General features: G+C 59.8%; 29 protein-coding genes and 1 other RNA gene. 15 read left to right on the forward strand and 15 right to left on the reverse strand.

What is annotated here, in order from left to right:
- Positions 1-29: 29 nt before the first annotated feature.
- Positions 30-1,469, reverse strand: coding sequence for an esterase-like activity of phytase family protein (locus tag VFW72_RS08795; RefSeq protein WP_329673914.1), 1,440 nt, complete (start codon positions 1,467-1,469; stop codon positions 30-32).
- Between the two features lie 238 nt (positions 1,470-1,707).
- On the opposite strand from VFW72_RS08795, the gene dusB reads away from it, so the two are divergent.
- From dusB to ruvC, 7 genes are all read left to right on the forward strand, one after another.
- Positions 1,708-2,772 (forward strand): tRNA dihydrouridine synthase DusB, encoded by a 1,065-nt coding sequence (gene dusB / locus VFW72_RS08800; protein ID WP_329673915.1) that lies wholly within the window; start codon positions 1,708-1,710, stop codon positions 2,770-2,772.
- 5 nt (positions 2,773-2,777) lie between these two features.
- Positions 2,778-3,014 carry a Fis family transcriptional regulator gene (locus VFW72_RS08805; protein WP_329673916.1) on the forward strand — a complete coding sequence of 79 codons (237 nt, stop codon included), beginning with the start codon at positions 2,778-2,780 and terminating at the stop codon, positions 3,012-3,014.
- Positions 3,015-3,055: 41 nt separating this feature from the next.
- Positions 3,056-4,645 carry a bifunctional phosphoribosylaminoimidazolecarboxamide formyltransferase/IMP cyclohydrolase gene (gene purH, locus VFW72_RS08810; RefSeq protein ID WP_329673917.1) on the forward strand — a complete coding sequence of 530 codons (1,590 nt, stop codon included), beginning with the start codon at positions 3,056-3,058 and terminating at the stop codon, positions 4,643-4,645.
- 121 nt (positions 4,646-4,766) lie between these two features.
- Complete coding sequence (locus VFW72_RS08815; RefSeq protein ID WP_329673918.1) at positions 4,767-5,219, forward strand: MarR family winged helix-turn-helix transcriptional regulator; 453 nt, start codon at positions 4,767-4,769, stop codon at positions 5,217-5,219.
- Positions 5,216-6,097, forward strand: a complete 882-nt coding sequence (locus VFW72_RS08820; RefSeq protein ID WP_329673919.1) for an alpha/beta fold hydrolase — start codon at positions 5,216-5,218, stop codon at positions 6,095-6,097. The genes VFW72_RS08815 and VFW72_RS08820 overlap by 4 nt, the downstream gene beginning before the upstream one ends.
- 185 nt (positions 6,098-6,282) lie before the next feature.
- Positions 6,283-7,254 carry a formylglycine-generating enzyme family protein gene (locus VFW72_RS08825; RefSeq protein WP_329673920.1) on the forward strand — a complete coding sequence of 324 codons (972 nt, stop codon included), beginning with the start codon at positions 6,283-6,285 and terminating at the stop codon, positions 7,252-7,254.
- A 13-nt stretch (positions 7,255-7,267) separates the two neighbouring features.
- Positions 7,268-7,822 carry a crossover junction endodeoxyribonuclease RuvC gene (ruvC, locus tag VFW72_RS08830; protein WP_329673921.1) on the forward strand — a complete coding sequence of 185 codons (555 nt, stop codon included), beginning with the start codon at positions 7,268-7,270 and terminating at the stop codon, positions 7,820-7,822.
- Here ruvC and VFW72_RS08835 read toward each other — a convergent pair.
- From VFW72_RS08835 to dsbD, 3 genes are all read right to left on the reverse strand, one after another.
- The gene (locus VFW72_RS08835; RefSeq protein WP_329673922.1) at positions 7,816-9,072 is read right to left on the reverse strand and encodes a carbonic anhydrase; all 1,257 of its coding nucleotides are present in this window, start codon (positions 9,070-9,072) and stop codon (positions 7,816-7,818) included. The genes ruvC and VFW72_RS08835 overlap by 7 nt on opposite strands.
- Positions 9,073-9,146: 74 nt before the next feature.
- An RNA gene (gene rnpB / locus VFW72_RS08840) (RNase P RNA component class A) lies at positions 9,147-9,473 on the reverse strand.
- Between the two features lie 32 nt (positions 9,474-9,505).
- Positions 9,506-11,191, reverse strand: a complete 1,686-nt coding sequence (gene dsbD / locus VFW72_RS08845; RefSeq protein WP_329673923.1) for a protein-disulfide reductase DsbD — start codon at positions 11,189-11,191, stop codon at positions 9,506-9,508.
- A 70-nt stretch (positions 11,192-11,261) separates the two neighbouring features.
- Between dsbD and cysK the strand changes: the two genes are divergently transcribed.
- Positions 11,262-12,179, forward strand: coding sequence for a cysteine synthase A (gene cysK / locus VFW72_RS08850; RefSeq protein ID WP_329673924.1), 918 nt, complete (start codon positions 11,262-11,264; stop codon positions 12,177-12,179).
- A 22-nt stretch (positions 12,180-12,201) separates the two neighbouring features.
- Positions 12,202-13,020 carry a potassium channel family protein gene (locus VFW72_RS08855; protein WP_329673925.1) on the forward strand — a complete coding sequence of 273 codons (819 nt, stop codon included), beginning with the start codon at positions 12,202-12,204 and terminating at the stop codon, positions 13,018-13,020.
- Between the two features lie 9 nt (positions 13,021-13,029).
- Here the strand turns inward: VFW72_RS08855 and pyrC are convergent, their stop codons facing one another.
- A complete protein-coding gene (gene pyrC / locus VFW72_RS08860) occupies positions 13,030-14,082 on the reverse strand; it encodes a dihydroorotase (protein WP_329673926.1) in 1,053 nt (350 codons plus the stop codon).
- 124 nt (positions 14,083-14,206) lie between these two features.
- Between pyrC and VFW72_RS08865 the strand changes: the two genes are divergently transcribed.
- A complete protein-coding gene (locus VFW72_RS08865) occupies positions 14,207-15,043 on the forward strand; it encodes a prohibitin family protein (protein ID WP_329673927.1) in 837 nt (278 codons plus the stop codon).
- A 12-nt stretch (positions 15,044-15,055) separates the two neighbouring features.
- On the opposite strand, the gene VFW72_RS08870 is transcribed toward VFW72_RS08865, so the two are convergent.
- Together VFW72_RS08870 and VFW72_RS08875 are read right to left on the reverse strand one after the other, a co-directional pair.
- Positions 15,056-15,343, reverse strand: a complete 288-nt coding sequence (locus tag VFW72_RS08870; protein WP_329673928.1) for a DUF2249 domain-containing protein — start codon at positions 15,341-15,343, stop codon at positions 15,056-15,058.
- Positions 15,344-15,380: 37 nt separating this feature from the next.
- Complete coding sequence (locus VFW72_RS08875; protein ID WP_329673929.1) at positions 15,381-16,586, reverse strand: NnrS family protein; 1,206 nt, start codon at positions 16,584-16,586, stop codon at positions 15,381-15,383.
- Positions 16,587-16,674: 88 nt separating this feature from the next.
- Here VFW72_RS08875 and VFW72_RS08880 point away from each other — a divergent pair, with 88 nt between their 5' ends.
- A complete protein-coding gene (locus VFW72_RS08880) occupies positions 16,675-17,151 on the forward strand; it encodes an Rrf2 family transcriptional regulator (protein WP_329673930.1) in 477 nt (158 codons plus the stop codon).
- Entirely contained in the window at positions 17,145-17,768 is a 624-nt protein-coding gene (locus VFW72_RS08885; protein ID WP_414638788.1) for a hypothetical protein, read from the forward strand. Before VFW72_RS08880 ends, VFW72_RS08885 begins: the two co-directional genes overlap by 7 nt.
- A 20-nt stretch (positions 17,769-17,788) precedes the next feature.
- Here VFW72_RS08885 and VFW72_RS08890 read toward each other — a convergent pair whose 3' ends face one another.
- Positions 17,789-18,112 carry a hypothetical protein gene (locus VFW72_RS08890; protein ID WP_329673932.1) on the reverse strand — a complete coding sequence of 108 codons (324 nt, stop codon included), beginning with the start codon at positions 18,110-18,112 and terminating at the stop codon, positions 17,789-17,791.
- Entirely contained in the window at positions 18,109-18,729 is a 621-nt protein-coding gene (locus tag VFW72_RS08895; RefSeq protein WP_329673933.1) for a cytochrome c oxidase subunit 3, read from the reverse strand. The genes VFW72_RS08890 and VFW72_RS08895 overlap by 4 nt, the downstream gene beginning before the upstream one ends.
- Positions 18,730-18,978: 249 nt before the next feature.
- Between VFW72_RS08895 and VFW72_RS08900 the strand changes: the two genes are divergently transcribed.
- The 3 genes from VFW72_RS08900 to VFW72_RS08910 are packed head-to-tail and all read left to right on the forward strand — an operon-like array spanning position 18,979 to position 20,122.
- Complete coding sequence (locus VFW72_RS08900) at positions 18,979-19,236, forward strand: DUF2249 domain-containing protein (RefSeq protein ID WP_329673934.1); 258 nt, start codon at positions 18,979-18,981, stop codon at positions 19,234-19,236.
- Positions 19,236-19,838: a cytochrome c oxidase subunit 3 family protein gene (locus tag VFW72_RS08905; protein WP_329673935.1), complete on the forward strand. Its 603-nt coding sequence runs from the start codon at positions 19,236-19,238 to the stop codon at positions 19,836-19,838. Before VFW72_RS08900 ends, VFW72_RS08905 begins: the two co-directional genes overlap by 1 nt.
- 11 nt (positions 19,839-19,849) lie before the next feature.
- Positions 19,850-20,122, forward strand: coding sequence for a cytochrome C oxidase subunit IV family protein (locus VFW72_RS08910; protein WP_329673936.1), 273 nt, complete (start codon positions 19,850-19,852; stop codon positions 20,120-20,122).
- Positions 20,123-20,230: 108 nt separating this feature from the next.
- On the opposite strand, the gene VFW72_RS08915 is transcribed toward VFW72_RS08910, so the two are convergent.
- From VFW72_RS08915 to VFW72_RS08940, 6 genes are all read right to left on the reverse strand, one after another.
- Complete coding sequence (locus tag VFW72_RS08915) at positions 20,231-21,421, reverse strand: Imm72 family immunity protein (protein WP_329673937.1); 1,191 nt, start codon at positions 21,419-21,421, stop codon at positions 20,231-20,233.
- 96 nt (positions 21,422-21,517) lie between these two features.
- Positions 21,518-22,036, reverse strand: a complete 519-nt coding sequence (locus VFW72_RS08920; RefSeq protein ID WP_329673938.1) for a hypothetical protein — start codon at positions 22,034-22,036, stop codon at positions 21,518-21,520.
- Positions 22,037-22,112: 76 nt separating this feature from the next.
- Entirely contained in the window at positions 22,113-23,012 is a 900-nt protein-coding gene (locus VFW72_RS08925; protein ID WP_329673939.1) for a hypothetical protein, read from the reverse strand.
- Between the two features lie 17 nt (positions 23,013-23,029).
- Positions 23,030-23,593, reverse strand: a complete 564-nt coding sequence (locus VFW72_RS08930) for a hypothetical protein (RefSeq protein WP_329673940.1) — start codon at positions 23,591-23,593, stop codon at positions 23,030-23,032.
- Positions 23,577-25,202, reverse strand: a complete 1,626-nt coding sequence (locus tag VFW72_RS08935; protein ID WP_329673941.1) for a hypothetical protein — start codon at positions 25,200-25,202, stop codon at positions 23,577-23,579. Before VFW72_RS08935 ends, VFW72_RS08930 begins: the two co-directional genes overlap by 17 nt.
- Positions 25,195-26,269 (reverse strand): DUF2345 domain-containing protein (locus tag VFW72_RS08940; protein WP_329673942.1); only part of this gene is annotated, 1,075 nt, incomplete at its 5' end. The genes VFW72_RS08935 and VFW72_RS08940, both read right to left, overlap by 8 nt.

Consider the following 26,269-nt stretch of genomic DNA (forward strand, 5'->3'; position numbering starts at 1 on the left):
CATTGTGGCCGACACAACGCATGGGTCGGTTATGACTGGCGACGGCGGCGAGCCATCACACCCAGAACCGCCAGACTGCCCATGGACAGAGCGAGGCCGGAAGGCTCGGGCACAGGCGCAGAAATCGACTGGTTCGCAAATGCACCCAGGCCCTTGGCGGCCAGATCGGCATCGGTAAAACGGAACACGAAGAACTTGTTGTCACCGGCCACATCGGGCACGAAATCGTTGTCGTTGGCGATGTACAGGGTGTGATAGGTCTGGCCACCGTCCACGATGTCTTCACCAAATGCCATGCCTTCGATCTTGGCCGGGATGGCTGCGTCGGCAAAGCCGGCCGCATTCAGCGCCGATTTGACGTCGAGTACCAAAGTCTTGCTGGGCGCCGCGGCCAGCAAGGACGCCTGACCGGACAGGTTGCTGACATCGGTCGCGCCGCTGAGGTTCACCGACCAGATCTGCTTGACCTTCGCAGCCGAGCCATCGCCCAGCCCCTTGCCGTCGCGCTCCAGCACCCAGAACTCATGGTCGTTGAGGGCCAGAATTTCGCTGCTGTTGTAGGCCTTACCGCCAATCACGTTGTTGAACGAGTACTGGCGAACGTCTCCCGAAGCGATGTCAATCGACACGATGCGGTTGGCCGAACCGCCATCGCCACCGTCTTGCGCCAAAGGACTTTGCATGAAGCCAAACAGCGTCCTGCCATCTGGCGTGATGCTCAGGCCTTCCATGCCCTTGTTGGCCACGCGGCCGGTGGTGTTGCCAGAGATTTCTGTCGCACCCAAGGCGCTGAGGTTCGATGCGGCAAAGGTGTTGGGCAGCGAGAAGGTCTTCAGGCGCTGGCCCGTGGTGCGGTCAAACTGATAGACGTAGGGGCCGTATTCGTCCGACACGAACACGCTCTTGCCATCGGCTGACACGCGCAAGCCTTCGGGATCCAGGCGGGCGTTGTTCGGATTGGTCGACAAGCCTGTCGCAAAACCGTCAGAACGACCGGTGAAGTAGTACTTGCCTGTCGTGTTGGTTGCGGGGGTCGCCGAAGCCAGACCTGCGGTGCTGCCGTAATTCAGGGCGGTTTGGCTATACAGCAAGGTGGTGCCTTGCAGCGAGGGGGTCAGGGTGTAGGGCAGACCACCGGTGGCCGACTTGGTCAAGTCAAGAGTCACGGTGTGGAAGCGCGAGATGTACGACTGGGTGTTGTCCACCAGCGAGCCATTGGTGTAGGCCGTGGCGTTGGGGCCGCGGTCAGGCAACGCCAGGAAGGTGTTGCCACCCGCCCAGGCCAGCGCCGACCCCATGCCGCCGAGGATGCTGGCCGAAGCGCCACTTTCCAGCGTGCCATTCAAACCCGACAGATCCGATGAGCCAGACAGCGAACCCACCGCGATGAGCTCAAAACCCGCGTGGGCAGGCGAAGCCAAGGAAGCCAGCAAGGCCAGGCCGGCCAAAGGACGAAGAGGAAACAACATGCGACAACTCCGGGAAAAATGCACAAATGGCGTGAACCCCGCAGATTGACTGGCTCGCGTGACAAGTCATTGACAGACGGACTAGCCCTGAGACCGCCAAAAAGACGCACGGTGGCGCGGAGAAGCGCATGTTTTTGAGGCCAAGGGGTACCCAGCCGCCGGGCAGACCGGCTATACTCTGCCTCCTTTTTAAGCAACCCTGATCGCTCACGCGGTCGGGGTTTTCGCATCTTGCAGCATGTTCATTGGCCCGCATGAGCTCCCCAACCGACTGTTTGTCGCCCCCATGGCCGGGGTGACCGACCGTCCATTCCGCCAGTTGTGCAAACAACTGGGGGCGGGCTATGCCGTCAGTGAAATGGTCACCTCGCGCAAGGACCTGTGGAACAGCCTGAAGACCTCGCGCCGGGCCAACCACGAGGGCGAGACCGCGCCCATCGCCGTGCAGATTGCTGGCACCGATGCGGCCATGATGGCCGAGGCCGCCGCCTACAACATCGACCGCGGCGCCCAGATCATCGACATCAACATGGGTTGCCCCGCCAAGAAGGTGTGCAACAAATGGGCCGGCTCGGCCCTGATGCAAGACGAGCCATTGGCTTTGGAGATCGTGCAAGCCGTGGTGGCCGCCTGCGCCCCTCACAACGTGCCCGTGACCTTGAAAATGCGCACCGGCTGGAGCCAGGAAAACAAGAACGCCGTGCGCATTGCCCGCGCCGCGGAAGCCGCGGGCGTGGCCATGCTGACCGTGCATGGTCGCACTCGCGAACAAGGCTACAAGGGCCAGGCCGAATACGACACCATTGCGGCCGTCAAGGCCGCAGTGAAGGTGCCGGTCGTGGCCAATGGCGACATCACTTCGCCTGAAAAAGCCCAAGCCGTGCTGGCCTACACCGGCGCCGACGCCATCATGATTGGCCGCGCCGCCCAAGGCCGCCCCTGGATTTTTGGCGACATTGCGCATTACCTGGCCACAGGCCAGCACCGCGCGGCGCCGATGACCCAACAAGTCAAACAGTGGTTGCTCGATCACCTCGACGACCACTATTCCCTTTACGGCGAATTTGCCGGCGTGCGCACCGCACGCAAACACATTGGATGGGCCGTCAGAGCCCTGCCTGGGGGCGAGGATTTCCGCGCCCACATGAACACGCTGGAAACCTGCGCGAGCCAAGTGCAGGCGGTAGCCGACTTTTTCGACGCCCTGAGTGTGGAGCACGACCGCTTGCCTTTGGTCGACACCACCATGGACGACGACGAGGCCGCGCAGGATGCCAGGGAGGCCGCCTGCACAGCGAACTGAACACCATGAGTAAAAAGAACATTCACGACTGCATCAAAGACAACCTGGAGGGCTACTTCCAGGACCTCAAAGGCGCCGAGCCCGACGCGGTGTACGACATGGTCGTGCGCGCTGTCGAACGCCCCATGCTGGAAGTGGTCATGACCCGCGCCGAGGGCAATCAGTCCAAGGCAGCCGACTGGCTGGGCATCAACCGCAACACCCTGCGCCGCAAGCTGCTTGAGCACAAGCTCATCAAGTAAACGATTTCTGACTCCACGCTCTTTGCATTAAAGGAAGAACCATGGCCCTGACCGCCCTTCTGTCCGTGTCCGACAAGACCGGCATCGTTGAATTTGCCCAGGCGCTGCACGCGCAAGGCGTGCGCCTGCTGTCCACCGGCGGCACCGCCAAGCTGCTGGCCGAAAAGGGCCTGCCCGTGACCGAGGTGTCGGAAATCACCGGCTTCCCAGAAATGCTGGACGGCCGCGTCAAGACCCTGCACCCCCGCGTACACGGCGGCATCCTGGCTCGTCGCGACCTGCCCGAGCACATGGCCGCCCTGAAGGAACACGGCATTGACACCATCGACATGCTGGTGGTCAACCTCTACCCCTTCGCCCAAGCCACCGCCAAGGCCGACTGCACCCTGGAAAACGCCATCGAAAACATCGACATCGGCGGCCCCACCATGCTGCGCGCTGCCGCCAAGAACTGGCAAGACGTGGCCGTGATCATCGACCCAGTCGACTACGAACAAGTGCTGTCGGAAATGAAGGCCGACGGCATCACCCGTTCGACCAAGTTCATGCTGGCCAAGAAGGTGTTTGCCCACACCGCCGCCTACGACGGCATGATCACCAACTACCTGACTTCGCTGGAAGCCGGTGCCGAGTTGGCCACCGAAGCCGTGCCTGCCAAGGCCGAGTACCCCGCCGTCTACAACCTGCAACTGCACAAGGTGCAAGGCATGCGTTACGGCGAGAACCCCCACCAGTCGGCCGCGTTCTACCGTGAAGCCGCCCCTGTGGTGTCCACCCTGGCCAACTGGACCCAGATCCAGGGCAAGGAGCTGAGCTTCAACAACATCGCCGACGCCGATGCGGCCTGGGAATGTGTGAAGGCTTTTGAAGCGCCTGCTTGCGTGATCATCAAGCACGCCAACCCCTGCGGCGTGGCCGTGGGCGCCGGCCCCCTGGAGGCCTATACCAAGGCCCTGAAGACCGACCCCACCAGCGCGTTTGGCGGCATCATGGCCTTCAACCGCGTGGTCGATGCCGACGTGATCGACGCCATCAACACCAACAAGCAGTTCGTGGAAGTGGTGATCGCACCGAAGTTCACCGACGCCGCTCGCGCTGCTTATGCCTCCAAGCAAAACGTGCGCTTGCTGGAAGTGCCGCTGGACGACGCCACCCGCAAGCTGGGCAATGCCCTGGACTTCAAACGCGTGGGCGGCGGCATGCTGCTGCAATCGGCTGACAACATCGACATCGTGGGCGACATCAAGGTCGTGACCAAGCTGCAGCCCACCGAGCAGCAAATGAAGGACATGCTGTTTGCCTGGACCGTGGCCCGCTTCGTCAAGAGCAACGCCATCGTATTCTGCAAGGACGGCATGACCATGGGCGTGGGTGCCGGCCAGATGAGCCGCCTGGACTCGGCTCGCATCGCCTCGATCAAGGCCCAGCACGCTGGCCTGACCCTGCAAGGCACCGCCGTGGCGTCAGACGCTTTCTTCCCGTTCCGTGACGGTCTGGACGTGGTGGTCGATGCAGGCGCCACCTGCGTGATCCATCCCGGTGGTTCGGTGCGCGACGACGAAGTCATCGCCGCTGCTGACGAGCGTGGCATTGCGATGGTCTTCACTGGCACGCGTCACTTCCGTCATTGATCACAGCCGCTGATCTCCGTCTTTGATCGCATGGCCTGCGATCAGACAAGCCGGCCCAACCATCCAGGTTGCGCCGGTTTTTTGTTTCGCATATATTTCGCATGCGAAATAAAATCCAACCATGTCAAGCCGCCCCCCGAAGCTCATCTTTCTGCTCAACACCGCGCAGCGTCGTCTGCAGCAATGGATGGCCGAGCAGCAAGCCAATATCACGGCAGCCAACCACACCCCCATCACGCCTGCCCAAAGCGGCGTCTTGTTTGTTCTAGAGAAAAGCGATGGCGCCACGATGGGGCAACTGGCGCAGGCGCTCGACCTGGCGCCCTCTGCCGTGTCTGGCCTCATTCAGCGTATGGAAGGACTCGACTGGGTGCAGCGCCGTCCATGCGAACACGACGCCCGCACCCAACGCGTGTGGCTGCGCCCCACCGGGCATGCACAACTACCCGCCTTGCATCAGGCTCTGGTTCGGATCAACCGCGAACTGACACAAGGCTTCTCTCCTGAAGAACTGATGACCGTGGCCCGCTGGCTGCGTCATATTCAACAACTCGACACCCCGAAACCACCATGAACACCGCCGTCCACCCAGCCCAAGAAGCCGTCGAGATCACCTGCGCAGATGGCGTTCGCCTGCACGGTCATTTCGTGCGTGCCCATGGCCAAGCCCCCAAAGGCCTGCCTGTGTTGCTGTGTCCGGCCACCGGGGTCAAACAGCATTACTACCTGAAGTTTGTGTCCTGGCTGGCCGGGCAAGGCCACGACATTCTGGTGTTTGACTACCGCGGCATTGGCCTGTCGCTCAAGGGCCCCCTGAAGCACTGCCGCGCCACCCTGGCTGAGTGGGGCCAGCAAGATCAAGTCGCCGCTCTGGAGTGGCTGCTGGCGCGAACCGGCGCAGAGCAAGTTCTGCTGCTGGGGCACAGTGCAGGGGGGCAGATGATTGGCTTGCTGCCCAACCACCACCGCGTGGCCCGTCTGGTCGGCGTATCGGCCTCGACCGGCTGGCTGCGCGGCATGCGCCCAAGCTTTCGCATGAAGGCTTGGTTCGGCTTGCGCGGGGTGATTCCTGTGGGCGCATTGATCAAAGGCTATGCCCCCACGGCGGCCATTGGCCTGGGCGAGAACCTGCCAACTGGGGTGGGCCTGCAGTGGGGCCAGTGGTGTGCCGCTGGCGGTTATGCCACCAATGCGGTTCGCCACCACCCCGACCGCGATTTCCACGCCCAGGTTCGCACGCCCATCACCGTGCTGCACGCGGAAGACGACGACATCGCCACCCCCACCACGGTGGCCGATTTGTTGCGCACCTTCCCGGCCGCGCCCAAGCAAGCCCACCGCATCAAGCCCAGCCAACATGGGCTGAAAAGCCTGGGACACATCGACTGGTTCCGCTCATCACATCAAGCGGTGTGGCCGACGATCGCTGCCGCGCTCCACGAACAAGCTTGAACTCTAGGGGTGCAGATGGGCTTAAGCTCCCGCCTGTGCAAAGCAGTTTGAAGGGAATCGAGATGCAGGCGGGCGACGCTGCCACACGGTGGCTCAGGGCTGGGGCAACCGCGATCGGGCTGACGGGCCTTGCAGGCTTGGCTGCCTGCGCCGGACCATCACCAACGCCCAACGTGGCGCCCGTTATGGAACCGCTCAGGGAAGCTTCTCCGCGCCTGGTCACCAACTCGGTCGGCATGAAACTGGTCTGGATTCCTGCAGGCACTTTTCTGATGGGCAGCGATGAGCCCCCCGAGGTCCTGGCAAAAGACTTTCCTGGTCTGGAGGAAACCCGCTTTTCGCAATTGCAAGACGAAGGCCCGGTCCACGAAGTGGCCATCACCCGAGCGTTCTATCTGGGCCAGCATGAGGTCACCGTGGGGCAATTTCGCCGTTTTGTGGAAGCGAGCGGCTATGTGCCCCAGTCCATTGCCGATGGCACAGGGGGGTATGGCTACAACCCCGATTACGTGAGCCGGCGCCAGCCTCATCAGGACGCCTTCGAGGGACGCGACATCCGTTACTCGTGGCGCAACCCCGGCTTTGCACAAACAGACAACGACCCCGTGGTCAACGTGAGCTGGAACGATGCACAAGCCATGGCGCGCTGGCTGAGCCGAACTGAAGGCCGCACCTACCGACTGCCGACTGAAGCCGAGTGGGAATACGCCTGTCGCGCAGGCACGCAGACCCGCTATCACAGCGGCAATCGCCCTGAGTCACTGACAGGCGTGGCCAACGTATTCGATGCCAGCGCCCGCCCGCACTGGCCGGCTTGGGAGAAGCATGCACTGAACGGCACCGACGGCTTTGCCTTCACCGCGCCAGTAGGTCAATTCGCCCCCAACGCTTTTGGCCTGCATGACATGCATGGCAATGTATGGGAGTGGACATCCGACTGGCACGACGAAGGGTACTACGCCCAATCGCCCAGACAGAACCCGACCGGCCCACAGGACGGCAGCGTGCATGTGAGACGCGGCGGCTCCTGGCACACCTGGCCGTTTTATGCCCGCTGCAGCTATCGCAACTGGAATTCGGCCTCAACCCGCTACACGCTGGTCGGATTTCGGTTGGTCATGGAGGCCCCTCAGACTATCGCGGCCCCCATCCGTTAAGCTTGGGCCCAACATGAGAATTCTTGGCATTGACCCCGGCTTGCAGACCACTGGCTTCGGCATCATCGAATCTGATGGTCCGCGCCTGCACTACATTGCCAGCGGCACCATCAAGACAAAGGAGGCCGCGCAGGGTGACTTGCCCAACCGGCTCAAGCTGATCTTTGAAGGGGTGCGCGAGGTGGTGGCGCGCTATGAACCGGCCGAAGCCTCGGTCGAAATCGTGTTCGTGAACGTGAACCCGCAGTCCACCCTGCTGCTGGGTCAAGCGCGCGGCGCGGCCATTGCCGGTCTGCTGTCGGGCCCCTCTTCCCCATCGGTGTCGGAATACACCGCGCTGCAAATGAAGAAAGCCGTGGTGGGCCACGGCCACGCAGCCAAGGCCCAGATTCGTCACATGGTCATGCGCCTGCTGAATCTGCCACGCGAACCGAACAACGACGCCAGCGATGCGCTGGGCTTGGCTATTTGCCATGCCCACGCCGGTCACGCCATGTCGCAGATGGCCCGCGCCACCGAACTGACGCGCCGCACCCATGCCCAGATCAAGGGCGGACGGGTTTACTGACCGTCTTTGATCATGCGCCCCTGAGCCGACTGCACCGGCCGGGCATTCATCGGGTACATGCGCGCAAAGATGTTGATCTGGTCTCGCGACATCTGGGCGGGTTGCTTCATCACCATCCACAGCACGCCTTCGGTGCAAGGCGGCGTGGTCAGTGACCCCATGTAGGTGAAGTAGGTCTTGCGCTCCGGCAAGATCGAATTCAAATCAATGGGCACCGACGAAATTTGCTCAGTGCCTTTTTCCAGCGGCAAGGCGTTCCATACCAGCTGCAAGGCCGGATGCGCATTGCCCTGCTCAATCAGCACCGCAATCACCGCCAGCTTGCCTTCGGCATCTTTGTGAACCAGGTGGGCCACCATGTCGAATTGCTTGCCGTTGACCCGCTCCTCGCTGGGACGATGGAAATGGAACTGAACCAACTCATAACGCCGGCCTTGCAGCGTGATGCTGTTGCCCGGGTCCACATTGGCTTGAATCGTGTGGCCGTTGTCGATCACCCGAAAACCCGAGGGGCGGTAGTCGAAGGCGATGGGATCGAGTTGAACAGGCAGCCCGTCGCGAATGTCGATCGGGCTTTGGCGCTTGCCCAACATGCATTGCTGGAACTCAGGCTTGAGCATGCCCCAGCTTTCCGGCCCGGTGTCGCCACTGTAGGCCCAATGCACATCGTGCCCGTTCGGGTTCAAGCGGTCATGCACGGCGCGCCCACCAGCCGATGACACCCTGGGGGCCCCGTGAGGCGTGGGGATGCTGCCTTCACGCCCAGGCGTGAACATGGCGGGCTGAACAGGCGACTTCGGCTTCGAAGGCTTCGCCCGGATCTGCACCACCGGGGCGGCTGCCTGCCGGGCGCGAACCTCGGCCACCTTCTGATCGATCAGGTCCCGCAAGTCTGACATGGACACACCCGACTTGGGATCGGTCGGATCGACCGTGGTGCCCTTACCAGGCGCCTTTGCCGCGCTCTTGCTGGGCGCCTTCCCGGGCTCTTTGGCTGAATCTGCTGTGGGTTCTTTGCTGGCCTCTCGAGTCGACGGCTCTGGCGACTCCGCCCGACGCTCGTTCTTTTTGGCCAAGGCCTTCAGATTCGGACGGATGTCGGGCTCGCCCGCGCTGCGCGAGGCCCCCGGTTCTGCCTTCGCTGGCTCGCCATGGTCATGCCCTTCTGCCGCATAGGCACCGACCACCAGGGTCATGCCACAAGTCAAGGCCAGCGACTGAAACAAACGAAGGGAAAGCGGGGCAAACATGGACACTCCAGTCAGGAATACCCGATGTTTTTCGGCAGAAGAAACGCCCAGCTTGAATCTGGCGCGTGAAATAGTTGTGAAGTCAACCGATAGGCCGGATTCTGTGCGGCTCCGTGTCTCGCGACGCTGAACCGTGACCGTCATTCCTCTGGGCCGCCTGTCGCCAGAACGGCTCGATGCCACCTACCCGCACACTCCCCGGGCCAGGTCGTCGTGTGCCTATTTGGTGTTGCTGCGCGTAGAGATTGCCCGTTTCACCCAAACTGAATTGGCTCGTCTCTGTTGCTCTGATCCTCACCTTACGGTGGAGAGGTGTTACCTCCTACGCTGCCCTGTGCAGTCCGGACCTTCCTCCAGTACGCCCTTTCGAGCCTTGTACCAGCGACGATCTAGCTGACTTCACGGGCCCGATTATCCTCCGGCTGGCAGGGGTTCACAAGCCGGCGCGCTGCAAGCTGGCCAGAAAATCTGCCGGGGCCTGGTAGCCAATGACGCGCTGCGCCACCTGCTCACGGCCCTGTCGGTCGTAAAAGATGATGCCCGGCGGGCCAAACAACTGGAAACGCTGCAGCAGCGCACGGTCGGATTCGGTGTTGGCGGTCACATCGGCCTGCAAGAGGCGCACAGGCTTGAGCCGCGCCCGCACGGCCGGGTCGGCAAAGGTCTGGTGCTCCATTTCCAGGCACGAGGTGCACCAGTCGGCATAGAAATCGAGCATCACCGGCTGCCCCGCTTCGCGAGCCTGCGCCAAGGCCGACTCCAACTCAGACACCGTGCGCACACGCTCAAACGGCAACACGCTGCGGTGCGTGGACACCACCGCATCGGCCCCCTTGACCTGCGCGACCAGAAACGGCCAGGCCGGGCGGCTCACCCACACGGCCATGGCCAGCATGATCAGCCCGAACAAGGCCTTGACGGCCTTCATCCACGGCCCCGTGCGAGGCAAAAGGCTGCCCGCCGACAAGCCCACCAGCAACAAGGGCAAGCTCATGCCCCAGGCCATGGCGTACAGGGCCGAGCCGCCCAGCACCACGTCATGGGTCTGGCTGATGTAGAGCAACGCCCCCGCCAGCGGCGCCGAGACGCAAGGGCTGACCACCAGCGCCGACACCGCGCCCATGGCAAACACGCTCACAAAACGCCCCCCAGGCAAGTGGCTGCTGCCCGAGCCCAGCCAACTCTGCACCGCAGCCGGCAGTTGCAACTCGTACAGGCCAAACATCGACAGAGACAACAGCACCATCAGGGCTGCAAATAACAGAACCACCGTAGGGTGCTGCAAATAGGCAGCCAAGCCTTGCCCCAGCAAACCCGCAGCCACACCCAGACCGGTGTAGACCAGCGCCATGCCTTGCGAGTAACTCAGCGCCAGGAGGAAACCGCGCCCACGGCTGACCTGTGTGCCATGGCCCACGATGATGGAAGACAGGATGGGCACCATGGGCAACACGCAGGGCGTCAAGGACAACAGCACACCAGCAAGCAGGAACACTGGCACGATGACCAGCAAGCGACCCGACGCCAAGGCAGACGCGATGCGGTCATCTGCCCCCCCGGAAACAGTTGTCGCGCCCCCCAAAGCTCCAGCAGCAGCCCCCGATCGGTTCGCCCCGGGCGCCGCCATGGGGGTGACGTCCAGAACCTCGCCCTGTGGGCTGAGCTTGAGCTCGAAATAGCGATGCTGTGGGGGGTAGCAAATGCCGGCATCCGCACACCCTTGATACGACACTTTCAGCTGCCGAGTCCCCGAGGCCTCGGCCGGCAAAGCCAAACGCGCAGCCAGGTCGTGGTGGTAGACCTCAACCTCTTTGTCGAAATTCGGGTCATGCTTGACCTCACCGGGGGGCAAAGACCACTCCAGCGCCACGCCTTCGCCCGCGCCGTTGAGCAACTGTGCTGCCATGCGCTCACGGTACAGGTAGGTGCCCTTGGCCACCGTCAGCCGGGCTTCCAACTGCCTGGGGCCTGCACCGGCCACGTCCAGACCAAAAGCCTGGTCAGCAGGTAAAAATTGCTGCGCATGAGCAACAGCGCCAATAGACAGCAGCACAATCAGAAAGATACTGAAAAGCGACGCTGCGCCGCGGCGCGGCAAAAACCTGATCAAAGCATTCATGGTCAACGATTCTGCCTGCAGCAGAGAAATCTCCTTATGCGTTGACCACATAACCACACCGGAGTTCAGCATGAAAGCCCAAAACGTACTGGAAACCATTGGCCGCACCCCCCACATCCGCATGAACCGCCTGTTCGGCCCACAGGCTCAGGTGTGGATCAAGGCAGAACGCGTCAACCCCGGCGGCTCGATCAAAGACCGCATCGCCTTGTCGATGGTGGAAGAAGCCGAACGCCAGGGCATCCTGAAACCGGGCGGCACCATCATTGAGCCCACCTCGGGCAACACTGGCGTGGGCCTGGCCATGGTGGCCGCGGTGAAAGGCTACAAGCTGATTCTGGTCATGCCCGACAGCATGTCGATCGAGCGCCGCCGCCTCATGCTGGCCTACGGCGCCACCTTCGACCTGACCCCACGCGAAAAGGGCATGAAGGGTGCGATTGCCCGTGCCCAGGAATTGGCCGCCGGCATTCCCGGCGCCTGGATTCCGCAGCAGTTTGAAAACCCCGCCAACATCGCGGTGCACGAGCAAACCACGGCACAGGAAATCCTGGCCGACTTCCCCGAAGGGCTGGATGTGCTGATCACCGGCGTGGGCACGGGCGGACACATCACCGGCTGCGCCCGCGTGCTGAAAAAAGCCTGGCCGAACTTGAAGGTGTTTGCGGTAGAACCCACCGCGTCGCCCGTGATCTCGGGCGGCTCGCCGGCCCCCCACCCCATTCAAGGCATTGGCGCGGGCTTCATTCCCGCCAACCTGGAAACTGGCCTGCTCGATGGCGTGATTCAGGTTGAAGCCGAAGCAGCTCGCGAGTTTGGCCGCCGCTCGGCCCGCGAAGAAGGCATGCTGGTGGGCATTTCCTCTGGCGCCACCCTGGCGGCCATTGCGCAAAAGCTGCCAGAACTGCCCGCCAACGCCAAGGTGCTGGGTTTCTGCTACGACACCGGCGAGCGCTACCTGTCGGTTGAAGGTTACCTGCCCGCTTGAACCGTTAACCCGCTACACCGCCATGCAACACCGTCGTCGGCGAGATGACAACATCTCGCCCTGGCCCATGCTGATCGCGCTGATCGCCAGCGTGCCCGCGTTTTACGACTCGATGATGCCCACCCCGGCCACCTGGGCCACGTGGATGTATCTGGTCAGTGGCATCGTGCTCCTGGCATCGGCCTGGCATGTGCAGCGCAGCTTGAGCCAAGCCTCGCCATTGCCCAGTCGGGGGCGTTGGGGCGACCGCCCAGGTCAACTCAAGCTCGACGTGTTCCTGGGTGTGGCCCTGATGGCCAATGCGGTTCTACCCCAAAGCAATGAATCCGAGCCAGCCCTGATCTGGCGTCTGCTCATTGCGGTGCTGATGCTCTACCGGCTGCTGAAAATCAGCCAGGCCCTGTTTACCGAAACGGGCCTGGCACGCTTGCTGGTGATGGGCTCCAGCGTGTTGGTACTGTGCGGCATCGGTTTTTACTGGCTGGACCCAGAAGTCAAAACCATTCACGATGGCCTCTGGCTGGCCTTCTCCACCGCCGCCACCGTGGGCTATGGCGACATGGTGCCCAGCTCCACCGCCTCACGGATTTTTTCGGTGTTCGTGGTGCTGCTGGGCTACGGCATTCTGTCGCTGGTCACGGCGTCGATTGCTGCCATGTTCGTGGGCACGCAAGAACGCAAGGTCGAGCAAGACATCTTGCGCGACATGCACCGGGAAATGCGTGAGTTACGGCAGGAACTGGATCGCCTGCGCCAGGATGTTCGGCAGGAGCTGCGAGCCAACGCAGACCAGCAGGCTGGCGCCAGCAAGCCCTCCACTGGCCCGGACCAGCCCGCCTGACGTTAATGATTAAACGAACTTCCAGTTCAAGGTCTCGCCACCGCGCAGGGGCTTGATCTCGGCCTCGCCAAACGGCAAGGTTTCGGGCACCACCCAACTTTCGCGCACCAGGGTGACCTGATCGGTGTTGCGCGGCAGGTTGTAGAAATCGGGGCCATAGAAGCTGGCGAACGCTTCGAGCTTGTCGAGCGCGCCCGCAGCCTCGAAGGCCTCAGCATACAACTCCAGCGCCAAGGGGGCGGTGTAGCAACCCGCGCAACCCGAGGCATGCTCTTTCAGGTGCGAAGCGTGCGGGGCACTGTCGGTGCCCAAGAAGAACTTGCTCAGGCCGCTGGTGGCCGCCTGCACCAGGGCCACACGGTGTTCCTCGCGCTTGAGGATGGGCAAGCAGTAGTAGTGCGGGCGAATGCCGCCGGTGAAGATGGCATTGCGGTTGTACAGCAAGTGCTGCGGCGTGATCGTGGCGCCCACAAAGCGGTCGGCCTCAGTCACATACTGGGCCGCTTCCTTGGTGGTGATGTGCTCGAACACGATCTTCAACTCAGGGAAGTCGCGGCGCAGCGGAATGAGCTTGTCGTCAATGAATGCCTTTTCGCGATCGAACACATCGACATCGCTGTCGGTGACCTCGCCGTGCACGCAAAACACCAGCCCCTCCTTTTGCATGGCTTCCAGCACCGGGTAGGTGGCACGCAAATCGGTCACGCCCGCATCGCTGTTGGTCGTCGCCCCAGCGGGGTACAGCTTGAATGCCACCACGCCAGCCGCCTTGGCTCGCGCCACTTCTGCCGCAGGCGTGGCATTGGTGAGGTACAGCACCATCAGCGGATCGAACTTCAGCCCGGCAGGCACCGCCGCACGGATGCGATCTCGGTAGGCCACCGCCTGCTCGGCCGTGGTCACCGGCGGACGCAGGTTGGGCATGATGATGGCGCGACCAAATTGACGCGCCGTAGCCGGCACCACCGAGGCCATGGCCGCCCCGTCGCGCACATGCAGGTGCCAGTCGTCAGGACGGGTCAAAACCAGTTTGTTCACAGCAGAGGGGGTGGCAGCAGTCATAAGAGAGAGGCGCAGGTCAATTCAATCGAAGAATGTGATTGTGGCATCCCGGCAAGCTCTGCCTTTTCGCCATGCAGTTTTCTCGGCAGAATGAGCCGAGAACTCACACTGCAGAAAGGGAACCATGCCGATCATCGAAGCCGCCCCGTCAGCGGGAAAGAAATTGTTCAAAGCCTTGGTGATCGGGGCTGCCGGCCTCATGGCGCTGAGCATGCTCAGCCCCATCGTCATCATTTCTGCCGGCGAACGCGGGGTGATGACCACCTTCGGCAAGCCCGACGAGGTGGTTCATGAACCCGGCATCCACTTCCGCATTCCGCTGGCGCAAACCATGCATCTGATGGACGTGCGCATTCAAAAGGGTGAAGGCGAAGGCGACGCGGCCTCAAAAGACCTGCAGTCGGTGCACACCCGCATTGCCATCAACTACCACCTCGACCCGAAGCAGGTGGTCAATGTGTTCAAGAACATTGGCCCCAGCACCGACATTGCGGCTGACCGCATCATCATCCCTGCAGCACAGGAAGCCGTCAAAGCCATCACGGCCCGCTTCACAGCGGAAGAGTTGATTTCCCGCCGCACGGAAGTACGCGACGCCATCGGCGCGCTGCTGCGAGAAAAGATGCAGCGCCACGGCCTGCTGCTGGACGAATTCGCCATCGTGAACTTCGCGTTCTCGCGCTCGTTCTCGGAAGCGATTGAAGCCAAGGTCAAAGCCGAGCAGGAAAAACTCAAGGCCGAACGCGACCTGCAGCGCATTGAAGTCGAAGCCAAGCAGAAGGTGGCCAGCGCCAAGGCCGAAGCCGATGCCCTGGCCTTGCAGCGTCAACAAATCACATCGGACTTGCTGCACCTGCGCAAGATCGAAAACGAACGCGAGGCCATTCGCAAATGGGATGGCAAGCTGCCCCAGGTCACCGGGGGCACCGTGCCATTCATTCAGGTTGGCGGCAAAGACTGACCGCCAGCGGCATCAGCCGCAGCATGCCCCACCGGAGCAGCAGGAGTCAGCGCCGGTGATGGGCACCAGCTTGGTGATCTGGATGCGCCACTCCTGAGGCCCCTGCTCCAGGTACGCCCACTGGAATTGGCCCGGCGAGCGCAGCTCGAACTGCTGATGCAAAGGCGCCGGATCGTGGTCGTTGACCAGTTGCAAAGATCCGCCCTTTGGCAAGGCATCGAAGCGATTGAAGATCAGCGCGTGGCGTTCGCGTGGCGCGATGGCACGAACGTCAATGGTGTCGGATACGCGAGCAGACATGGGACTTCCTTTCGTGAATACAAGGGAATGAGTGGACTCAACCGTCTTTGCCATCGAGCCGGGTGGTGACCAACCACGGCGCATAGACAAAGAGGTAAAGCGCAAAAGCAAGAGACCAGGCCACAGCGGCGGCCACCAGGCACAGCACCAGGCCTTGCGGCCACAAAATGGGCAGAACCACGCGCAGCAGGGCCGCCGCCATCACCAGCGCATACGCGGTCACTTCGAGAGGAGAGGCCTTCATCTCACGTCCGGTATGGCCTCGGGCGGTGCGCGTGATCATGCCGATGATCAAGCCACCCGTGACGCCAACGGTGAGGGCATGCACGCCCAGCGACACCGAGACCCCACCGAACTGCGCCGCCCCCAGCAGGGCAAAACCCAGAGGCATCCACAGATACGCGGCATGCAAGATCCACAAGATCGGGCGGCGGCGTGTCACCCATGATTGCCAGCGCACCAGGCGTGCGGCATGCAAGACTGCGGCAGCCATCAGCAGCAGGCCGCAGATCCATGGCACGATGTCTGCCACCCATGTCAGGAGTGCCGCAGCCGTGATCCCCATGGTGACGTGCTCAAGCCAAGGTCGGGCCTTGATGTTCAAACCAGGAATGACATTGCCTGTGAAGACGGGCACCACACGGCCTGCGATCACGCATTCGATGAGCACGATCAAGGCCAAAGCCATATGCAGCACTTGCAAAGGCGACACCGATAACCCCCCTGCGGCCGACAAGTGAAATGCCAGATTGCTGAACGACAGCAAGACCAGGATGCCCCCGATGGGCAGATTGCGATGGTTCCCGGCTCGAATCAACAGACGCAGGAACACGATGGCCACGATCGGCAGCAACACCAGATCCAGCAGCGCATACAACACATGCGACGAGCCGAAGGCGGCCAGCCGTGCAGCCAGCCACAGCGACGCCAGCGCCCCCAGCGCGGGACCGCGAGGAGTTGGCAACCCCGTCCACGCCTTGCCCGCCGTCATCAGGAACCCAATGATCACGGCCACGGCGAAACCGTAGAGCATTTCGTGCGCGTGCCACAGCATGGGCGACACCGGCAGACCGACCTGCAACTGCCCCAGATACAAGGCGACCCACACCGGCACCGACACAAGCGCCAGGGCGGCCGCCCCCAAGTAGAAGGGCCGAAACCCCAAACGCAACACAGGCCAGCCAGACACAGCCTGTGCGGGAGCCCCCCCAACCGGGGCAATGGGTAAAACAGGGCGGCTCATGCGGCTGACTTTATTGATGTATTTGTTATGCATGTTATAGCAGCACCCGCGCTAAAGCAATACCATACATACATCTTTGGAGTTCGCCATGCGCCTTGCCGAATACACCGACTACACCCTGCGTGTCCTGATGTTTTGCGCCTCAAACCCCGATCGCCTGGTCACCATCGCCGAACTGGCTGATCACCATGGCGTGTCGAAAAACCATTTGATGAAGATCGTCAACGACCTCGGTCATCAAGGCATTCTGGAAACCACCCGTGGCCGAGGCGGCGGGGTACGCTTGCTGAGAAAGCCCAAAGACATCCGCATTGGCGATGTGATCAGGCAATCAGAAACCGACTTCCGGCTAGTCGAGTGCTTCGACAGCGGCACCAACTTGTGCACGCTCACGCCCTCGTGCCGCCTCAAGCGCTTGTTGGATCAGGCCTTGAAGGCCTATTTCAAGGAACTGGACGGCGCCACCCTGGCCGACATCGCCGGTCCGGTCGGACGTGCCGGCACGCCCCCTCGCCCCAGCACCGCGCCCCGCCCTCGCAGCATCGCCCTGAAGGTCCAATCATGACCATTCACCCCCTGGCGCACTCGCCCAATCCGTTTGACTCGGCCCCCACGCTGAAGTTGTACGACCCCCTAGCCGAACTGCTGGGCGCCGCCGCTCAAGGGGTGATCGAGTACCGCTTTGCAGACGCCGTCAAACTGGCCGGGCACCCTTGTCCGACCGTGGCTTCGGCTTACCTGATGGCTTGTCATGGTCTGACTGCCTTGTATGGCCCCGAATTGCCGACGCGCGGCGGCATCCGCGTCGAATTAGCTGGACTCGCCACCGAAGGCGTAGTCGGGGTCATCGCCAGCGTGTTGACACTGCTCACCGGCGCCACGGGCCAGACCGGCTTCAAAGGCTTAGGCGGGCATTTTGATCGTCGTCACCTGCTGGAGTTTGGCGTGCCCATGCGCGGACAAGTTCGCTTCACGCGTGTTGACACAAGCGCCCAAGTAGAAGTGAGGGCTCACCTGGATCGCGTTCCCGCCGATGCGCGAATCGGCACACTGATGCCCCGCTGCATAGCGGGAACCGCATCGACAGACGAACGCACCCTGTTCCAGTCTCTATGGCAGGAGCGCGTGCGGGCCTTGCTGGTGGAGCACGCCGAATCAGCCATCGAGATCATTCACGCCTGATGCCGCTCGTGCGGCTTCGCTTAGAACAGGCCGGCCATCAAGCCTGTGAAAGCGCCGGCTTCACGCCAGGCGCTGACCGCCAGCACCGCGGGGGCCACCAAGGCAAACCAGCGCACCACTCGGTCAAACACCCGCCCTGCCAGCCGAGACTCCAGATAGTGGCGCACCAGCAAGCGACTCTTGTACCAGGCGATGAAGGCCACCAACCAAGTCATGAGCAGGCGACTGGCGCCGTGATGTGACTGCCCCGCTGCGGCGATGCTCAACAGCGTCAAAGCCACCAGGGTGACCCAGGCCAACATGGCCCCGGGCACCGACATGCCGAATAGACGATACGTTTTCATGCGAAGGCGTAGAACAAGGCAAACAACATCAACCAGGCCAGATCAGTCGCATGCCAATAGGTGGCGACCGACTCCAGTCCCCGGAAGTCTTCCGTGGAGTACCCCCCCAGGGCCAGGCAACTGGCGCCCCACCCCATGGACATCAAACCCCAGCAAGCATGGATGCTGTGGGCAATGGTGACGTAGTAGTAAACCGCCACAAAGATGCCCGCTGCCGCATCCACCCCGTGCGCATGGTTCCACTGCCACTCCTGCCACTTGAGAACGGGATACATCGCCCCCAGCAGCATCGCAGCAACAAACCAGCCGAGCGCTTTGCGCCGCTGCCCCAGGCGCATGCAAGCCAATCCGCGCGTCAGCATGTAGCCGCTCGTGACCATGACCAAGGTGATCAAGACGCCACCCAAGGTCCACAGCTTGGCTGCGCCCTGCTGAAATTCCTGCGGATAAAACCAGCGCGCCACGAAGTAAACGACAAAGAACATCGTGAACTCGATGTACTCCAGGCACACCCCCATCCACATCGCCTTGTAGCCAGGCATGGTGTCCGGCACGACACGAGGCTCGTCCACAGCGACTGCTTCAGCCTGGGTCAGGGGCAAAGTGCCAATGTTCATATTGAGCCCGTATTCGAAATGAGGTCACGGCACCGAGGCCACGCATCAAAGATACATCACATATGCATCTTTAACAAGGCCATTTGCATCAGCCAAGGCTGGCATCGGGGGCATGACGCCATTCCGCCAGCGCTGTCAGAGAAGGCGGTGGGTGCCGTCCTTCCTGACTACTTCCTTGGACGGATAGACACACGGTCGCCCTCACAGCAAGATGAACCATCTGATTGCTTACCCGTGAAAAGGCTCACCATGTCTCACGCACACCTGCACCTCTCCCCCTCTGGGCTGTATCCGTTTGATGCCCGCGGCATTGCCAAGCGCTTCCGCCATGCCGCCATCTTCGGCGCCCTCGACGCCCTGCAGTCTGGCGAAACCATGCGCTTCGTGAACGACCACGACCCACTGCCCCTGCTCGATCAACTTCGCAACCGCTATGGCGACCGCGTGACCATCGAATACAAGCAGCGCGAGCCCGGCTCCATCGTCATCGACTTCAACGTAGTCTGATGAACAACACAAGCAGCCTTACCTCTCAGGACACCGACACTCCGATCGCCCCCCGGCTGTCGGGCGATCTGGTCATCTGGCTGCTGATCCTGGCCGAGTTGCTCACCTTCGGCATCTTCTTCCTGACCTACGCCTTCATGCGCGTAGGCCAGGTTCAGCTGTTCAACGCCTCACAGGCCACCCTGGACCTGCACACCGGCTGCATCAACACCCTGCTGCTCATCACCAGCAGTTGGGCCGTGGCCCGCGCGGTGCAATCGGTGCGCCGCGACCGCAACCACACAGGCGCCAATTGGCTGGCCGTGGCTCTTCTGTGCGGCGGAGCGTTTCTCGTTCTCAAGACTCTGGAATACGCCGGCAAGCTGCAAGCCGGCATCGACGTTTCCACCAACGACTTCTACCTGTTTTACTTCATGCTCACCGGCTTCCACTACCTGCACGTGATGGTGGGCATGGTGATGCTGAGCTTGCTGTGGTTCTTCACTCGACGCGGTCAGTACGGACGCGACAACTGTCACGCGCTGGAAACCGGCGCAGCGTTCTGGCACCTGGTCGACCTGCTGTGGATCATTCTGTTCCCGCTGGTCTACGTGATGCGCTGAAAGGACTCGCGATGGGCATTCGTCACCTCAACCGCATCTGGGTTTTCATGGTCATCGCCACCCTGATCACCTTCACCCTGGGCGAAAGCGGTTTGACCCGCATGGAAAGCGCCTGGACTGTCGGCCTGATGTTCCTGCTGGCCTATGCCAAAGGCATGATGGTGATCCTGGACTTCATGGAACTCAGGCATGCGCCCACCATCTGGCGCGTGGTTCTGGTGGGCTGGGCCAGCGTGACGGTAGCGGGGATCTTGTTGGCTTGGTGGATGGGGAGTCGGGTGTAATCAGGCCGGCACAGTTTGGAAGTGGTTGGGCAGCCTCCTGTGCGGGCACATGGCCTAGCAGGATCAGCGCAGTGGCATTAGCAGCAACGTCGGCAAGCTAACCTGGGTTCAAACTCCAGAATAGACCCAATCAGTAGGCTTCCCTTGATTCATCGGAAGCAGATCGCCTTGGCGCCAATAAATACGGCCACCCAGATCATCCTTTGCGGCCCAACGCCCTGTATACCTAGCTGGTTCGCCTGTGTGCGCCACGACCACGTCATCCGACTTCCAATCGTTGTCTAACTCGTCGCCAACAAAATGCAAGAAATTCGGAGGCGTCAGAGCGTCGGGGAAATAGTCAGCCTCCTCAGACGGAATGACACCATCAAGGTAACGCTTGTCTTCCCACACCAATTTCCATGTAATAGCTTGCCCAGCACCAGACTGCAAGCAAGGCTCTCCATACCGAAATGCCTCTTGCCCTTGGCACATGTAAACCATGAGCCCATCTTTGACCTGTGCCTCATATATCCCAAAAACGGGACAGGCCTCGCCTGTTCGCACGAAGACTTCTTCCCCGGGCAGCGGAACTGACGGGACATCAGTCAAGTGAGCTGTCTGCGAAACCCACTTGTCTCGCGTACCGATCACTGTCTTTGTGCGCTTATCGAAGGGATCGTAAACCTGGCGCGTTTCCTCCCAAATAGCCGGGGCGGATAGATCAGCCACATCGGGTTGGAGCCCTCCTGCTCCGTACCCGACTTGCTCCGCACCCCACTGAAGTGCTGCTTTCATCGCTGGCACGTACTTTCCATAGAAGACCAAGCTTTGATCTCCCCTCGGGCCACCTAGGAAAACATCTTCATACTCGCGGTAGGCCCGATTGCACGCATCCTCCAATAGGCCTTGACTGGTGTGCGTGAATACCGAGCGATCGCCAACCTTCAACAGGGCAAGACCTTGGTCAAATAGTGCGACACCACGTAACGCATTGGCATAGGTTGACTGGGTCCATTTCGTTAGGTTCGTACTCCAATTCTCGATTTGATCGACATCGAACCATTCGAAAACACCGTCAGCAATCAACTCCCGTTGCGCCGCTTTTTCTTTCTCCAACAATCTTGGGCCCATCTTGCCGATGGGTTCCTCTTTGCACTGACGTTCGACTAGTTCAACATAGGCGGCATAGGCATCTCGACATCGCTTCCAGGCCGTGTAGCTGGTCCGTCTTTTCAGCAACCAAAACTGTCGTGCTCGATCATCTTCCGTCATTCTTCCGGGAGACCACTTGGGCTTCAAGAAATCAAACAGTGCCATTACTTCTTCTCTCTATTCGGTTTGGCGCGCTGATCTTTGGCTACAGGCTTGTTGTGAAACCGACTGCACACCGGTTTGGTCAACTTTGGTTTGATTTCAGCAAGCTCCCCCATAACGAAACGGCACCAACATCCAACGCTGATTCATCCAGCGGAATTCGAACTCGTCGCCCCCGCCCTCCCTAACAGTGAAGATCCTTACGACAAGCCCGTTTGACGTGACATCAAACGACAAATCGGTCGGGGAATACCAAAATGTTTCCAAATCTTCGAGGTTCGCAACACGATCCTCCAAATTGATTCCCAACCGCTTCTGCTGGCGAACAGGCAGAACGTTTGGCAACAGCGATTTGGCCCTATCTACCCTAGGCAACTCAGGCTGGCACCAAATTTTGTCTAGGGCAGAAAACAACTCGCTTGGCCGAATCATTCCATCAATCTTTGCTGCGTTGACCAAAGATGGCCGCATACCTGCATCACAGAAAGCTTGACTCAATGTTGGACCGCTCGCTTGGAATGACTGAAACGACATCCGTTCAATCAGCTTATTGAGTCCGACTCGATCCTGATCCTGCGCAAGAGCGTTACCAAAGATCGCCCACACAAGAATCATCATTGAAGAAACCTTCCTCAAAAGAGTCATGCGCTTGGGGGCCCTCCCATGGTTCTGCAAGACAAAAATTCGCCTTGATTTAGTCAACAAACTCACCCGCTTTACGAGCCTTGTCCACGAACATCGGTAACCGCTTTGGCGGCTTGGGAACCGGCCAATTGCGCTTCCCAGCCCAAGCAGAAATATCAGGAATGACACCCGGCGCTTCATTGTCGGGGCAGTCGTAGAGGCACAACCACGTATCAAGCACCTTGCCGATTACAGGTTTAGCAGGAATGTCAAATCGACCCCAGCCAACAACCGGACGAATGTAAGCACCTTGTTTTTGGTAGGAAGTGATGTCGATGTAGGGGTGCTCTCGGCTCTGCAGGTAGTAGCCCCACTCACGACAGCCAAAGTTGCCACTTGCAACTCCATCCTTATCAAAGCCTTTTTTGTACCGATCTTCCATATCCGTTATGGAGCAGATAGCCGGCACATAAATCGACTCATCGCTACTGGCCCCTGTATACCAGTACCCCAAATCGAATTTCAGCCCATCGACAGAATCACCCTCTGTTAACTTGACTTTGTAGATTGAATCGATGTGTGCTTTAAGCCCTGGTCGCCAGTTATACGGAACCTTAACAAAACCATCTTTATCGAACCGAATAGACAATACCGCGATGTGCCCGTCGCCCGAATAGGGAAGTTTTTCCGGACTCGGAATAGAAACTACTTGCCAATCAAACACCGAAGCGGGAATCTGCGAATCATCCAAATTCGCTTTAGCCAATTCTCGCAGCCCTAAACGTCGATTGGCTTTCATTCCAATCAAATTATCGACCTGAATGATATAGCTGAGCTCCCAAGGACGCCCAAGCCAAGGGTCTTGTTTTCGGCCAGCTTTGCTGGTCACTTGTGCCGAGCTCACTGCAACCTGCGTCAATAGTGCAATCAATAGCAATCTTCTGGCATTCACTTTACTGCCACCCGCCAAGGATTTGATTAAGCCAGTCAGGGCAACTTCAATTCCTCTACGAAGGGGATCGCATCTTCCTCCTTCAGCCCGTCCCCTGCATGCGGAGCTTCAATGTCATTCCAAAGCTTTGCCCCAGGAGGCGGCGGCGTCAGCTTGCCGTTTTCATATACAAAGGAGACGTTCTTTTTTAGCGCAATCACGCTACGCTTTTCACCCCAGGATGCCCAGTGGAATTCGTTGCAAGCGTTCTTAACGCCTAGAGAAAATACCTTGACAGGCTGGCTCCTCATATCCAAAAGATAAAGGCGCGGCGCACACCCTGTCGACGGATTGATCGCTCCACTTGTATACACTCGAATCGAACTGTCTTTGTTAACATCCTCTTGGAACAGCTGCTTATCCGAAAGTACAGCAACTCCGTTCAAATTGATCATTTCTTGCTTGGCGACACCATCCACCGTACATGATGTTTTCGAGACAAGGCCAAAAGGCTTCACCCGAGCTTTGGATGTCTCACACGTCATTGGGGAGGCAGCAAAAGTAAATGTTCCTGCAAACATTAGAGCTGCCGCAAAAAAAAGTTTAATCAACACTTTCAACTTCCTTTCCTCCGACCCTAACAAGCAAGGCCGACAACTTTGACGTTTCAATTGGCGAAGCCACAAAATACTTCGTTGATTGAGAAAATTGCGCATCAATGTATTTGGCCAACCAAAATCTATATGCAATTTCAACATCGCCGTCTGCCAAATCCACCAGTTTCTGCATTTCAGCAGTACCGTCCGATTTGGGCAAATGCGCAAGTTGTTGCGCAAATTTCTTCTTCAGTTTCTTTTTGTCGGCGTCTGTAGGTGCAAGTTTGTTCGCAACAAACTTCGGACCGGCCCCTTCGCCTTCATGATGCATGAGATACATGAGTTTTGCTCGGTCCATGTCATTGAGTCCGTTGAGTTTGAACTTCGCACCTTCAAGTACTTTTAGGTTCGCACATCCATAGTCAGCAGCGGCATTGATAGACCAAGCCGGGTCCATCCGCATAGCCAAGCACTTTTTGACATTTGCATCGCTCATGCGCTTCGCATATGGCTCACTAGTAGTCGAGCCATCCGCAAGAACAAACATCCAGGTCTTTTTACCTTTTGAATCTGCAACCTGCTTCACCCAACCGTTCGCCACACTCTTTTGGTGGATGTAGCGCCCAGGGATCAGGACATGAGCTAACCAAGTAGAGCTCAGAAATTGGGTTAAGCCTGCCGCACCGCTGGAGGCGTTACCGGCATTTGCATTCCAAAGCTCTGTGACCTTCTTGAAAACTGGCCGCCCCTTTTTGTCCTTAACGGGCGTCCCGTCAGGATTCAACAGCGCTACTCTTTCCGTGACTTTCCCAGCTTCGCAATCCATCAGGGCGCAAAGTGCTTGCGGAATAAGCCCCAACCTCTTAGACGCGTCGAGAATTTGCTGGCGATAGACATTGTTTCGCCCCAACCTGAGGTTGTCTTTGTTGTCAGCCTCCGGCCCAACAATGGCAGCGACCGGTTGTCCGGCAGTCGAGAGCCCCTGAGTCGGCGACTTGCTTGCAGCGGCGGATGGCTGGGATGAACCGAAAATGTGGCGCGAGCTCAACCAAGCCCACGCCTTACCCAATGAGCCATTCGCGCCCCACCAACTTTGTGACTGATCGATTTTCTGAGGAGTGTCCTCGGGTTTATCGGTCTGCTTCTTTTTATTAGCGTCCGCGCCTTTAGTTGGCGCAGTGGCAGCTTGCGCAGGTGCACGAGCAGGCGCCACCTGCTGATGCGGCTGCAATGCAACCTTTGCCTTTGTCTTGGGGCTACGAACGATCACAGGACCGTCGCATTTCGAAGGGTCGATGGAGCAAACTGGTTGTGTCTTTCCAGTCGAGTCTTTCACCTCAATTTTTACTTCACCCTTGTCTTGGTCCTTAACAGGTAATGCAATCGCGCCGGCCGCGGTCGATTCGGCCGTACAAACAAAACCTGATGGATAAGTTGCGATGAAGGTCAGTCCATCAATGGGCATGTCAAGCCCATCACGAAACAAGACAGCGAAATGGTCTGAACTTGTTTCACCGGCGTCAATAGCTCCGGTCGTCAATGGCGCTTTAGCATTGGGTTCCTCCGTTTTCGGAGATTCTTGAGGACTTGGAATTACGTCGTTTTCCTCGATCAAGGTACTAGGCTCACTCATTTGATTCGCCCCTCAGCTGCAAATAGTCTTCGTCGGTATACGCCAAGGGCAATTGGTCTAGCCCACTGTGGTACTCGACAGACCAAGGATCACTTGCCCCAATCAAGACTTCCAAATCACCATCGTCTTCATCAAGGTGTCGCGAGGACAACCCCTCTGAGTCTGTTTTACCTTTCTGAATGATCTGGTCGCTTTTCAATAGGGTGTACTTTGCAACCATTGGCTCGCCGGTCAATGGATCAATCACAACCAGCTTTTGGCTGTACTGATCGGGCTTCGGTGAGGCCAATGCTGTGACAGGAGCACCGACTTGCGCCAAACCTGTAGGCAGTTCCAACGATGTATAGCCACCGCCTCCACCACTCCCCCAATCATGCGTAGCCCCCTTCACCGTCCAATTACCCGGGCACGTGAAGGTGATGTCCCCGCCCTTGATCACAATGGCCGACTGGCCCGCTGACAGGGTGATGCTTTCGCTGGCCTGGATGCGGATTTCATCGGTGGTGCTTTGCACCGTGATGCCTTGATCTGCCCAGATCTGTTGGGCATCGGTGTGGGCACGCAGGCTCAATTGGCCATTGGCGGTAATGGCTTTGATGCCACCGGCATGCGTGTACAGGCTGGTGGTTTGGCCGCTGACGCTGCTCAGGGTGTGGCCTGCGGTCAGTTGCACATCGCCTTGCACGGCCACGCTGGTGTCTTGGCCGCTGAACAGGCTGATGTTGGCGGGTGTGACGAATGCGGCCGTGACAGGCGTGTCAAGGTGAACCAAGGGCTTGGCAAACTTTTCGACGGGGTCGGCCAGGGTGCGACCCTTGGCTTTTTTAGCCTCTTGTCCGTTGACGCTGCCGCTGTGTTTGCCTTGGGCTTGCACGCACATGGCATCGGTATGGCATTGCACGGCTTGCTGGGCATCGAAACCATGTAGGGCTTGGGCGCCTTGTTGTTGTGCGCTTTGGCTCAAGGCTTGGCCCAGTTGCTGGGCGGCTTTGAGTTGGGCCACGGCCTCAGAAGCGTCCATCTGGGTGCTTTGCACGCTCGCACCCATGCCGGGGCGTGCGGTGGTG

It is taken from the genome of Aquabacterium sp., assembly GCF_036273115.1.
Classification (GTDB): Bacteria; Pseudomonadota; Gammaproteobacteria; order Burkholderiales; family Burkholderiaceae_C; genus Aquabacterium.